Raw genomic sequence first — 13206 nt, forward strand, 5'->3', positions numbered from 1 at the left:
ATTCCACTCCTTCTTTACGCTTTCTGGTGGGCTTTCATCATTTGAATCAGCTCATCAAGCTTTACTTCAATTTGTTCACCCGTTGTCGTATCTTTTACGTTTACAATTTGCTGCGCTAGCTCATCTTCACCAAGAACTGCAATAAACTTGGCTTTCAAGCGGTCTGCCGCTTTAAATTGTGCTTTTAGCTTTTTCCCTGTATAGTCCATTTCACTTGAAATGCCTTCTTTTCTTAGACGATTCAATAAGCCAACAGCATAATCTTTTGCTTGATCTCCTAATGCCGCAATATATAAATCAATGCCGTCTTGAACAGGAAGCTCGATCTTCTCTGCATCAATCGCTGATAGGAAACGTTCAATACTCATCGCAAAGCCGATACCTGGTGATTCAGGACCGCCAATTCCTTCAACAAGTCCATCATAACGGCCGCCGCCGGCTAATGTTGTGATCGCGCCAAAGCCTTCTGCATTACTCATGATCTCAAAGGCAGTGTGATTGTAATAATCAAGACCGCGCACTAAGTTCGGATCGACGACATATTCAATGCCTAGATCGGTTAAGTATTGTTTTACTTTTTCAAAATAAGTCCGTGATTCTTCATTTAAGTAATCTTGAATGGATGGTGCCGTTGCCATCAGTTCGTGATCGCGGTCCTTTTTACAATCAAGAATACGCAATGGATTTTGATGTAAACGAATTTGGCAGTCGTGACAGAATTCATCAATTCTTGGTTCAAAGTGCTCGACAAGTGCTTGACGGTAATCTGCACGGCTTTCTTTGTCACCAAGGCTGTTAATGACGAGTTTTAAGTTGGAAAGACCTGCTTTCTCATACACACTCATCGCTAATGAAATGACCTCTGCATCAATGGCAGGATCTTTTGAACCGATCGCTTCAATTCCGAATTGATAAAATTGACGATATCTTCCCGTTTGTGGACGCTCATAGCGGAACATTGGTCCAATGTAGTACAGCTTTGTAGGCTGTGCAGGCTGTGCAAACAGTTTATTTTCAACATAAGAACGGACAGTTGAAGCTGTTCCTTCTGGGCGAAGTGTGATGCTACGTCCTTTTTTGTCTTCAAATGTGTACATCTCTTTTTGAACGATATCTGTTGACTCGCCTACTCCTCGTGCAAACAGTTCCGTATGCTCAAAAATCGGTGTGCGGATTTCTTTGTATTGAAAGGCTGCACATGTATCTCTCGCAATTTGTTCAACATACTGCCAGCGTTCTGATTCTCCCGGTAAAATATCCTGTGTGCCTCTTGGAATATTAAAACTCATTTTTCGTCCTCCTACGACCATCATTCATTTTTTATGTGGACATATAAAAAACCCCCGCCTCTACTATGTGTATAGTAGGGACGAGAGTTATACCCGTGGTGCCACCCTAGTTGGAACATGATCTAGCCATGTTCCCGCTCAAATCCTTAACGCAGATTCACGTTCTCCGCCTAATGACTCATTTTTTGAGTGTTCAGCAGGAAACCTACAGAGTGTTCTTTCGTGATAAATGCCATGCGGATTCGCTTTCAGCCTAAGGCGATTCCTCTCTGCTCACGCAATTTACCCTACTATTCTCTATCATCAGTTCCACATTTTAAATTTTCAAGTGTGTTGATTTATATTATAATAAGGTCGGTGCTGCCACTCTGTCAACCCTTGCCGTGTCTCTTTTTCTTTTCCAGCTCTTCTTTTGACGTGCATCCGTATTCAGATGCCGTTTCTTCAAGGAAGCCTGGTTGATCCATTTCGTCGTGCTGCCAGCGGTCGATATCACGATGTCCATTATATTGCACTCGTCCTAATTTTCTGCTTAATCTCATGTTTGTACATCCTTTTATCACATTTTTATTTAGTATAAACAGATTGATTCAATTTTATTAGGGAAACTGCAAGGAATTCATCCATTACATAACGAATTAACATTCATCGGTTTTACAAGGGAGGGGAAAACACCGTTTTGAATCTGAAAACACACCATCACATGATGTTGCTGCTCACCTGTTTTGTCCTCATTGCCAGCACTTGGCCAATGACACATGCGACGGCTCAAACAGATCAAGCTGTCGTTGCAACAGATGAAATCAATGTGCGAACCGGACCTGGTTTAAGCTACGGGATCGCAGCAGTTGTGAAACGAGGAGAAAGCTACCCGATTCTCACTGAACAAGGAGAATGGGTACAGATCGGGCTATCGAACGGACAAAAAGGCTGGGTCGTCTCATGGCTGATTACCAAGTCATCTGATGCACAAAAGCCTGCTAAGCAAAAGACACAAGGTCAAAGTACGCAAGGAAGCAGTTCGATTACGTCAACAGCCTCTGACCTTCGCATTCGGACAGGCCCAGGGACTTCCTATCAAGTCATTGGCACTTTCCCGCAGGGCGCTTCCGCTAAAAAGCTGGACACAAGCGGTGAATGGACAAAAATATCGTACAAACAAGCAGAAGGCTGGGTCCACTCTGATTATATTTCTGGCGGACAAAACGCTTCTTCATCCAGTTCAGCTGAGCCCGCTCGTTCTAAACAGTCCGGCACAGTTGGCGTATCAAGCTTGAATGTTCGAAAATCGGCGGCACCGAACGCACAAGTGGCCGCTTCACTTTCCCGCAACACTCAAGTCACCATTTTACGGGAGCAAAATGGCTGGTATGAAATCGAAGCAAAAGGCGTTAAAGGCTGGGTTGCAAGTTATTATATTGTCTCAAACCAAGGAGCAAGTGCAGCACCTGAAAAGAATTCATCCTCTTCGTCATCTCATCAGAAAGCGTACATCGTTTATGATGGAACGAATATTAGAAAAAGCGCTTCTACCTCCGCTGGAATTGCAGAAAGAGCAACAAAAGGAGCTGCTTATCAAATTGTTCGTACGCAAGGTGACTGGTACGAGGTGACATTATCAAACGGCGGAACAGGCTACGTGGCGAGCTGGGTCGTTCAAACAAAGAAAAATAGCAGCGAAGCACCAAGACCTCAGCAGGATTCATCGTCTGGCACTGGATCTTTAAAAGGCAAAACAATTGTTCTTGATCCTGGGCATGGCGGAAAAGACAGCGGCACGATCGGCGCAGACGGTGCATTTGAAAAGAATATCACGATCAAAACCGCTCATTTGCTGGCGGGTAAGTTAAGAGCTTCTGGAGCAAATGTCTATTTAACAAGAAGTGATGATACATTCATCAGCCTTCAATCGAGGGTTGCCACTTCACATTACCGAAATGCAGATGCATTTATTAGTCTTCATTATGATAGTTTTATGGACCAAAGTATCAGAGGGAGCACCGCATATTATTATCAAGCATCCAAAGATCAACGTCTGGCGACAAGCGTTCATACGGAAGTCGCAAAACGATCACAGATCCCTGATAAAGGAGTCAAATTTGGAGATTATTTTGTTTTAAGAGAAAACAAGCGCCCTTCCCTTTTATATGAACTCGGCTATTTAAGCAATCCTCAAGAAGAAGCGATCATTTATAGCGCCTCTTACCAAGAACGAGTGACAGAAGGAATGACAGAAGGATTAAAACAATATTTCCGATAGAAAAAAGAGGCCGCGCGCCTCTTTTTTGTTTGATCGCAAAAGAAAAAGACTCTAAACAAACTCTCAGCAAGAGTTTATCTACAGTCTAATGTCTTTCTATTCTTTGCTGTCCATCAACATGGTGACAGGCCCCGAATTGGTCAATGAGACGTCCATCATCGCCCCAAAACGTCCAGTTTCAACATGGATGCCTTTTTCTCTAAGCGTTTCATTGAAGCATTCGTAAAGTGAATTCGCCACATCCGGTTTGGCAGCTTTCATAAAGTTCGGCCGTCTGCCTTTTCTCGTATCACCATAAAGAGTAAATTGAGATACAGACAGCACGCTTCCTTTTACATCTAACAAAGAATGATTCATTTTCCCGTTTTCATCTTCAAAAATACGCAAGTGTGCGAGCTTTTCAGCTAAGTAATGCACATCTTCTTCTGTGTCTTCATGTGTAACCCCAACGAGCACCATATAGCCTTCATTGATGGCACCTGTGATCTCTTCTTCTACTTTCACAGATGCACTCGTCACACGCTGAACAACAAGCCTCATAGACGATATACTTCCTTTCTAATTCATGAATCGGCGAACAGAGTAAATGTCTTTGATTTGTTTAATGCGTTCTACCACTTTGTGCAAATGGTTAATATTTTGGATAAAGATCGCCATATGGATCGTCGCCACTTTGTTACGATCAGACTTACCAGAAACCGATGAGATGTTCGTTTTGGTTTCGTTGACTGCTTGAAGCACCTCATTAAGTAAGCCGCGTCTGTCATATCCTAATATTTCGATTTCCACATTGTATTCTTTACGGTTTCGAGCAGGCTGTTCATGCTCCCACTCAACCGGGATTAACCGTTCCTGCGCTTCTCCTGTCTTCACGTTCGGACAGTCATCACGGTGAACAGATACGCCACGGCCTTTTGTAATAAAGCCAACAATGCTATCACCAGGAACAGGATTACAACACTTAGATAAACGGACAAGCAAGTTATCAATGCCTTTCACTCGCACGCCAGCTTCCCGTTTTTTCCCGTGATATGGTTTTGACTCTACAGACACTTCTTGAACGGTTTTCTCTTGTTCTTCCTGATCTCTTTGTTTTCTTTCTTTTTCCGTTAAACGATTCGCCACTTGGAGTGCCGTAATTCCGTTATAACCGACAGCTGCATACATGTCCTCTTCATTTGAGAAATTAAACTTATCGGCCACTTTTTGCAGATTTTCAGCGGTCAAGATGTCTTTGACATCGAACTCAAGGTTTTTGATTTCTTTCTCCACAAGTTCTCGGCCTTTTTCGACATTTTCTTCACGGCGCTGTTTCTTGAAAAACTGTCTGATCTTGTGCTTCGCTTGGGAGGTTTGGGCAAGTTTGACCCAATCCTGGCTTGGTCCATAGCTATGCTTAGATGTCAGAATTTCAATAATGTCACCTGTTTTTAGCTTATGATCAAGTGTGACCATTTTACCGTTGACCTTGGCTCCGATTGTTTTATTCCCAATTTCCGAATGAATCCGGTATGAGAAATCAATTGGTACGGAACCAGACGGCAGCTCGATGACGTCACCTTTTGGTGTAAATACAAACACCATATCAGAGAAGAGATCGATTTTTAACGATTCCATAAATTCTTCCGCATCTGTGGATTCATTTTGGAATTCAAGGATTTCTCTAAACCAAGACAGCTTCTTCTGGAAAACGGCTTCTTCCGTCGATTCTGCTGACTCTTTGCCTTCTTTATACGCCCAGTGTGCGGCAATTCCGTATTCAGCAATTTCGTGCATTTCCACTGTACGAATCTGAACTTCAAGCGGGTCCCCTTTTGGACCAATCACCGTTGTATGAAGAGACTGATACATGTTCGGCTTTGGCATCGCAATATAATCCTTAAATCTGCCTGGCATCGGCTTCCAGCATGTATGAATAATACCAAGTACCGCATAGCAGTCTTTAATGCTGTCAACCAAAATACGTACAGCCAGCAAATCATATATTTCATTAAATTGCTTATTTTGCATGACCATTTTTCGATAAATACTATAAATATGTTTCGGTCTGCCGGAGAATTCAGCCTTAATGTTCACCTCAGACACGCGGTCTTTTACTTCATTAACAACCTCGTCCAAGTATTCCTCACGTTCCGCTCGTTTGCGCTTCATGAGATTCACAATCCGGTAGTATTGCTGCGGATTTAAATAGCGGAGGGCTGTATCTTCAAGCTCCCACTTAATCTTTGAAATCCCTAATCTGTGCGCAAGCGGTGCAAAGATCTCAAGGGTTTCATTTGAAATTCTTCGCTGCTTTTCCTGCGGAAGGTGTTTGAGTGTTCTCATATTGTGAAGACGGTCTGCCAGCTTAATTAAGATGACGCGAATATCCTGCGCCATTGCAACAAACATTTTACGATGGTTTTCAGCCTGTTGTTCTTCTTGTGATTTATATTTAATCTTTCCGAGCTTTGTCACACCATCAACAAGCATGGCTACTTCTTCGTTAAAATGCTCTTTTAAATCTTCTAATGTCACATCCGTGTCTTCGACAACATCATGCAAGAAGCCGCCAGCAATGGTCGAAGGGTCCATTTCAAGATCAACAAGAATTCCCGCCACTTGAATAGGATGGATAATATAGGGCTCACCGGATTTCCGGTATTGCTCCTTGTGAGCATTTTCAGCATATTCGTATGCACGCTCTATAAATTGAATATGTTCAGCGGACAGGTATTCTCTTGCCTTATCAATGACCTGCTGCGCCGTTAAAACTTGTTCGTTCGCCATGGAATCACCTTTTTAAATGAAAACTGTATTGTAGTTTATTATCAAGAAAAATTCGATAGATGTAAAGAGAAGAAGTCCGCTAAAAGATTTTTGATAGGAAAAAAGCACCCTTCTTACTGAGTGCTTTTTGCGTAAAACTCCATTAGTATTGCATTAACGTCAAGATGTCGTAACCGTCAAGCTTCTTTCTGCCATCAAGATACGTCAGCTCAATTAAAAATGCAATCCCTGCCACAACGCCGCCTAATTCTTCAACCAGCTTGATGGATGCTTCAATCGTTCCACCTGTCGCAAGCAAATCATCTGTGATCAGTACACGCTGACCAGGACGAATTGCATCTTTATGAATCGTTAATACATCTTTACCGTATTCCAAACCGTAATCGACTTTGATGACTTCACGAGGAAGCTTTCCTTCTTTACGAACTGGGGCAAAACCTACACCAAGTGCGTATGCTACAGGGCAGCCAATAATGAATCCACGCGCTTCAGGTCCAACAATGAGATCAATGTCTCTTTCCTTCGCGTATTCAACGATTTGATCCGTTGCATAACGGTACACTTCGCCTTTATCCATTAACGTTGTAATATCTTTAAATTGTACACCTTCCTTTGGGTAGTCAGGTACAACTGTCACATATTGTTTTAAATCCATCTTTTCCTTTTCCTCCTCGTACGTCAAAGCACAGGTGAGACTTCGCTCATCATGCTATTCAGCCATTCCTTCAGCTCTTTGGCTGAGGAATATGTTAGTGTTTGATCGAGTTCCATCAATCGTTGTTTTGCTGTATAAGACGATGATGCGGTTAAATCTTTTTTAGGGGCATCACGCACTATTGACAGCACACCATTCTCTATTTTAACAAAACCGAGTTCAAAAAACACCTTTGTCATAAAAATGATTGTATCTTTTGTCCAACCTCTATGTTTGGCAAGCTCCATGCCTTGTTCTTTAATAGGAAAACTTCCCCGTTTGAACAAGAATCCATAAAACCATTTGAATTGATCACGGCTCGGGAATGAGGACATAAAGTGATCTTCTTTCCGCTGAAACACCGTATAAATTCTTGCTGGTTGTTGATTTTCTAAAAGCAGCTTGAGCAAGTGTTCGTCTGCAGGAACATCGGCAAAGATCACATACTTTTCCTGCACATCAAACGTGGATACATTTTCTGCATCAATAAGGTGAATCGGAATATCCACCAGCTCCGATTGCTTTTTTGTTTCTTCGTCAAAACAGAAGACCATCGTTTTTGCTGGATCAAGTGTTGATACTTTCTTTTCCCAATCTTTTTTCCCGCGTAAATCAAACAGCTGCCATTCATCGACTCTAGCGTCTTTTAGCATGAGCTGAGGTTTCTTTCGGTTATTCCATTCATTAATCGAGACCTCGCCAACGACAGAAATTTGGCTCCCTGGGACAAGTTCTTCTTTTAGTTTGCCTTGGTGAAAACCGACACAGTCGAGCAGCTTGTCTTCGTCTTTTAGTGACATTTTAATGTGATTTTGATTGGCCCCGATCGTTCGGATGTCTTCAAGCTGGGCGTCTTCAATCATAATGAACGGCTTAGGATTCTGCATACCAAACGGGGACAGCAGTCCCACTTCTTCAATGGCTTGCACCGTCATTTCGTCCACTTTACATACTGCATCGACCCGTTGAATTGGAATAAAATCTTCTTCAGTCAACGTTTCATTTGCATATTGATTCAATCTTTCCCTAAGTAAAGGAACATCATCCGCTTGAAGTGTCATTCCTGCTGCCATCGGGTGTCCACCGAAATGCGGCAGGATGTCACGGCACTTGCTCAAATGGAAAAATAAATCAAAGCCAGAAATACTTCGTGCTGACCCTTTCGCCATCTGCGTTTCTTCGTCTATTCCAAGCACAATCGCCGGACGAGAAAATGTATCCGTCAATTTTGAGGCAACAATGCCGACAACGCCTGGATTCCAGCCAGCTTTTGCTACGACGATAGCAGACTGGTCAGCACCTGTCTCTTCGACCATTTGAATGGCTTCTTCCGTGATCGTACTCACAATTTTCTGCCGTTCTTTGTTCAATTCTTGTACAAAACGAGCGAGTTCTTCTGCTTCATCCATATCCTCAGTCATGAGAAGATGAACAGCCGGATCTGCCTGCTCAATTCGTCCAACAGCATTCAGCCTTGGCGCAATTTGAAAGCCGACCGTTTCCTCATTTGCTTCTTCAAGAGTGGCGCCTGCTTCTTTTAATAACGCTTTTAACCCAGGCCGTCTAGACTGTCGAAGCTGCATAAGACCTTTTTTGGCAATCCATCTATTTTCATCATGCAGCGGGACAAGATCCGCAATGGTACCGATTGCAGCAAGATCTAATAATTCTACTGGGAGTTTACCGAGGAGTGCATGTGCCACTTTAAACGCAACACCGACACCCGCCAGCTCTTTAAACGGATACTCACAACCAGGCTGCTTAGGATGTACAATCGCAAGTGCCTCAGGCAGTTCCTCGCTTGGTTCATGGTGATCTGTGATAATCAGGTCTAATCCTATTTCTTTTGCAATACGTGCTTCATTTACAGCAGCGATCCCTGTATCCACGGTGATGACAAGCGATGCTCCTTGCTCTTTGATATATCGGAAAGCCTGTTCGTTTGGCCCATATCCTTCTTTAAATCGATCTGGAATATAAAAGTCTACCTTCGCAGATCGTTCTTTAAGTGTATGTAAAAGTACAGAAGTACTTGTCACACCATCTGCATCATAATCTCCGAAGATCACAATCGATTCCTGCTCTTCGATCGCTTTGTTGATGCGCTCTACTGCTTCTTTCATTCCTTTTAATAAGAATGGATCATGAAATTCGGCTTTTTGATCAAATAAAAAAGACCTCGCTTCTTCTACTTCTTCGAGTCCTCTTTGTACAAGAAGTGATGCAGTCAGCGCTGAAATATTCAGATTTTCAGAGAGTGATTTCACTTTTTCTTCGCTAGGATGTTCATATTCCCAACGCATTTTGGATAATAACATAAATTCACCCCTCAACCACACTATTATACTAGAGTGGACTGAGGGGTTTCAATTTTTATTTTATGAAATTGTACTGGAAGATTATTTTTCCTTCCGGTCAAAAGACGCTGGCTGTTCTTTTAAAGGTGTGACATTCGTTTTCTTTTGAACGTCTTTGTCTACCTTTTTTGGAGAAGCAGTAGGGGCAGTCACAGTGGCTGCACGTTCAGCTTTTAATGCTTTTAATTCACGTTTCAGTTTCACAATTTGGAAAATCCCCGCAAAAGCCACAATGAGTCCGCCCATCAGAACAGAACCGATAATGACAAGGATCAGCGGCCATTCAGCCGTTCCAAATAAGTAGTCTACCTGTACAGGCCGCACGTTAATAACAGCAAATACTGAGACAATTAATACGAAAATAAATGCGAGTATGATGGTCCATTGTTGTTTATTCATCTACAAATCCCCCAAGCTTTTTCTTTTATTCTTCCCTCTTTCTTGTCCTTTTTAAACACCGAAAGAACATGGCGGAAGGTTTTCTATCAGCATGGGCGCTTAGCTGCTGAGTTTTTCTTTAATGAGGCTCTTTAATTCTTTTCTTTCTCCAGAGATGACAAGGGTGTCTCCTTCTTCAATCACCGTATCTGGTCCTGGATTTAAAATTTTCTCATGTGATTTTCTCACAATGGCGATGACTGTTACTTGATAGTTTTGGCGAACACTCAGGTCTCCGATCGTCTGGTTAACAGCTGGTGCGTTCTTTTCAATCTTAAACCATTCAATGATGAGTTCATCAATGGCCACCTCCACTGTCTCAAGCGCTTTTGGTTTATAGACCATGCCGCCTAAAATAGCCGAGATTTGTCTTGCTTCTTCATCGCTAAGCAAGATACCAGAAATACATTCTTCGTGATCATCTTCTTGAAAATGATACATCTCTCTTCTGCCGTCATCATGTGTGATAATGGCAAGCTTCTCATTATTTCTTGTGATCATTTCGGCTTTGTGACCGATACCTGGCAGTTCAGTTTCCCGAACCTTCATAACAGCCCCTCCAATGAATAAAAGCCAAATGCCCCAAACGGACACTTGCTTTCTATACTGATCTAAACGTATGTCATTATAGCAAAAGACCATTTCAAGATCAATGAAACCCGAAATGTTTTTACATATCATCTTATTGTTGTGACGATGACAAATATGATGCATGAAAAAAAGACTGCCAAGCTGGCAGTCTTTCTTGTTTAAATATCTTGTTCTGTGTCGATTTTAGCCGGCTTTTTCAGCTCACGACCTTTCCATATCAGCCAAATTTGTGCCGCAATGTAAAGGGATGAATACACCCCTGTTAATAGGCCGACAAGTAAGGCAATGGAGAAGTTTGTAATAGATGCTGAACCGAAAATGAGAAGTGCAATCACCACTACAAGTACGGTAAGCACGGTGTTCACAGAACGCGTAAAGGTTTGCTGTAAACTTAAATTCACAATGTACGATAAATCTTCGATCGTTTTCGGTTTGCGTTTCTTCATTTGCTCACGCACCCTGTCGAAGGTGACAATCGTGTCATTGATTGAGTACCCAATGACTGTGAGTATCGCTGCAATGAAGGTGACATCCACCTCTAAGCGCGTAATACTAAAGAAGGCAACGATAAAGAATGCATCGTAAAGCAGAGAGACAATCGCTGCAATCGCCATTTTATACTCAAATCGGACGGATACATATAAGATAATCCCGATCGAAGCAATGATGACAGCGTATAATGCGTTACGCGCAAGCTCTTTTCCGACTGTCGGAGACACTGTACTTACGTTAGGCTCCGTTCCGTATTTATCTTTGAAGTAATCTTTCACTTCAGCAATTTTTTCTTTATTCGGAACACCGACAAATCGAGCTGCTGCTTGATTTTCTTTTTGCCCCGATAACACAACACTGTCTGTCTCAAGGTCTAGCTTTTTAAAATCTTGCTCCACCTGTTCTGTTGACAGTTTATGGTCACTTTGAATATCAACTCTAGTACCACTTGCAAAGTCAATACCTGCATTGAGCTTGAAGATCGACAGCACAATGATTCCAGCAATGGTAATGGCTGCTGAGAAAATCATAAAGCCTTTACGTTTGCTGACGAAATCCCATTTATCAAATGGTGTTTTCGGTTCAGTATTTTCAGTTGTTTCATGAATATCAATGATGTCTTTCTGACGAACACCAAACCAGCCTTTTCTGCGATCGAGATAACGGCTTTCTACAAGTAAGCCAAGAAGGAATCTTGATAGGAAGACAGCCGTGATAAAGCTTGTCAAAATTGATAGGATAAGCATGGTTGCAAACCCTTTGACAGAGCTTGTTCCAAAGAAGAATAGAACCCCGCCGGCAATAATACTTGTTAAGTTTGCATCAAAGATCGTGGCAAACGATCTGCGGTTACCCGATCTGAAAGCAGAACGGACAGATTTACCGAGCTTAAGCTCTTCTTTAATCCGCTCATACGTAATAATGTTGGCATCGACAGCCATCCCTACCCCAAGAATCAATGCAGCGATTCCAGGCAGTGTCATGACCGCCCCCATCCAGTCAAAGACTTGCAGTGTGATATAGATATAAGCTGACAGTGTAATGACAGCAACAAGACCTGGTAATCGGTAATAAAACAGCATGAATAAGAAGATAAATGCTATTCCTACAATTCCTGCGAAGACTGTTTCGTTTAGTGCTTGCTCACCAAACTGTGCACTCACAGATGTTGAATATTTTTCGGTTAATTTTACTGGCAATGCGCCGGCATTTAAAATGCTCGCAAGGTCTTTTGCCTCTTGAACCGTAAAGTTTCCTTCGATTTGTACGTCACTGCTGTTAATTTCTTGGTTTACATTCGGCGCAGATACATACTTATGATTTGATTTAGAGACTTCTTTTTTGAAGGAATCTCCCTTATGATAATCAAGCCAAATGACAAGCTGATTGTTTGGTGCCATCGCCGCTACTTTTTTTGTCACGTCACCAAACTTTTTCGCATCCTTTAGTTTGACCGTCACGATCGGCTCATTCGTTTGATTGAATGTTTGTTTTGCACCATTTTCAACAAGATCAGATCCGTTTAGGAGTTCTTTGTCATTCGTATCTCTGAAGGAAAGCTGTGCTTCAGTCGATAGAATCTCCCGTGCTCTGTTTTGATCTTTTACACCCGCAAGCTGTACGCGGATACGGTTGTTTCCTTCAATCGAAATGTTCGGCTCACTGACCCCAAGCACGTTGGCTCTTCGGTTTAAAGCCTCTACTGTACTGACGAGAACACCATTTGTGATCTTGTCTTCTTTTTTCACTGGGTGTACATCATACAGAACCTCAAATCCACCCTGTAAGTCCAGCCCTAGCGTCATATCTTTCGCAACGGGCTTCGTTAATAAGCCCACACCAGTTCCGATTAACAGAACCACTAAGAAAAACGCAAGTATGCGCCCTTTTTTCATTATGTATTTCCTCCTTAAACACCTGAATCCATTTAGATGGCTTATTTCAACAGTTCATCCAGCATATTCTTGCCATCTTCACTGTCCAAAAAAGCAGACGTTTTGAACGACTGAACGGTTGCATAGTTCATAAATTCGCCAATTTTCACAGATAAAATATCTGCAACCATTTCATGAATTGGATACTCTTGTTTTTTCTTCCACTTCTTATTCTCTAAGTATGACCATAATTCCTCTAAATCTACATCTTTATAGCCCAAAACGATGAATTCTTCAAGCTTACTGAACAGAAAAGGCTTTAGATGGTCTTTATATATAGCAGCCGGATGTTGTGTCATTGTGAGGCTCCCCCTTTTCAGTTTTTTATCGAGAGACTTGTCATGCTTGGACGATATACACGCATATCTTATTGTATATGATT

The 13206-nt window shown here is 42.1% G+C and carries 11 protein-coding genes and 1 other annotated feature; of the genes, 1 reads left to right on the plus strand and 10 read right to left on the minus strand.

The features are described 5' to 3' along the window. Positions 1 to 14: 14 nt before the first annotated feature. Positions 15 to 1289, minus strand: coding sequence for a histidine--tRNA ligase (hisS, locus tag MKY11_RS12645; RefSeq protein ID WP_008342721.1), 1275 nt, complete (start codon positions 1287 to 1289; stop codon positions 15 to 17). A 73-nt stretch (positions 1290 to 1362) separates the two neighbouring features. Continuing rightward, positions 1363 to 1602: a binding site (T-box leader), on the minus strand. 58 nt (positions 1603 to 1660) lie between these two features. After that, positions 1661 to 1831, minus strand: coding sequence for a YrzK family protein (locus tag MKY11_RS12650; RefSeq protein WP_003216250.1), 171 nt, complete (start codon positions 1829 to 1831; stop codon positions 1661 to 1663). Positions 1832 to 1968: 137 nt separating this feature from the next. On the opposite strand from MKY11_RS12650, the gene MKY11_RS12655 reads away from it, so the two are divergent. Beyond that, the gene (locus tag MKY11_RS12655) at positions 1969 to 3549 is read left to right on the plus strand and encodes an SH3 domain-containing protein (RefSeq protein WP_144679885.1); all 1581 of its coding nucleotides are present in this window, start codon (positions 1969 to 1971) and stop codon (positions 3547 to 3549) included. 96 nt (positions 3550 to 3645) lie between these two features. Here MKY11_RS12655 and dtd read toward each other — a convergent pair whose 3' ends face one another. The 8 genes from dtd to MKY11_RS12695 form a co-directional block, all read right to left on the minus strand. After that, positions 3646 to 4089, minus strand: coding sequence for a D-aminoacyl-tRNA deacylase (gene dtd / locus MKY11_RS12660; RefSeq protein ID WP_008342725.1), 444 nt, complete (start codon positions 4087 to 4089; stop codon positions 3646 to 3648). Between the two features lie 18 nt (positions 4090 to 4107). After that, positions 4108 to 6318, minus strand: coding sequence for a bifunctional (p)ppGpp synthetase/guanosine-3',5'-bis(diphosphate) 3'-pyrophosphohydrolase (locus tag MKY11_RS12665; RefSeq protein WP_008342726.1), 2211 nt, complete (start codon positions 6316 to 6318; stop codon positions 4108 to 4110). A 142-nt stretch (positions 6319 to 6460) separates the two neighbouring features. Continuing rightward, on the minus strand, positions 6461 to 6973 hold the full coding sequence (locus MKY11_RS12670; protein ID WP_008342729.1) for an adenine phosphoribosyltransferase: 513 nt from the start codon (positions 6971 to 6973) through the stop codon (positions 6461 to 6463). 23 nt (positions 6974 to 6996) lie between these two features. Then, complete coding sequence (recJ, locus tag MKY11_RS12675; RefSeq protein WP_058336587.1) at positions 6997 to 9330, minus strand: single-stranded-DNA-specific exonuclease RecJ; 2334 nt, start codon at positions 9328 to 9330, stop codon at positions 6997 to 6999. An 81-nt stretch (positions 9331 to 9411) separates the two neighbouring features. Then, entirely contained in the window at positions 9412 to 9768 is a 357-nt protein-coding gene (locus MKY11_RS12680) for a lipopolysaccharide assembly protein LapA domain-containing protein (protein ID WP_025207709.1), read from the minus strand. Positions 9769 to 9867: 99 nt separating this feature from the next. Then, positions 9868 to 10356, minus strand: coding sequence for a cation:proton antiporter regulatory subunit (locus MKY11_RS12685; protein WP_008342734.1), 489 nt, complete (start codon positions 10354 to 10356; stop codon positions 9868 to 9870). A gap of 200 nt (positions 10357 to 10556) precedes the next feature. Beyond that, positions 10557 to 12785: a protein translocase subunit SecDF gene (secDF, locus tag MKY11_RS12690; protein ID WP_017358118.1), complete on the minus strand. Its 2229-nt coding sequence runs from the start codon at positions 12783 to 12785 to the stop codon at positions 10557 to 10559. 41 nt (positions 12786 to 12826) lie between these two features. Beyond that, on the minus strand, positions 12827 to 13123 hold the full coding sequence (locus tag MKY11_RS12695) for a post-transcriptional regulator (protein WP_003216788.1): 297 nt from the start codon (positions 13121 to 13123) through the stop codon (positions 12827 to 12829). Positions 13124 to 13206 lie beyond the last annotated feature (83 nt).

Source organism: Bacillus sp. FSL W7-1085, assembly GCF_038595035.1.
Taxonomy (GTDB): Bacteria; Bacillota; Bacilli; order Bacillales; family Bacillaceae; genus Bacillus; species Bacillus altitudinis.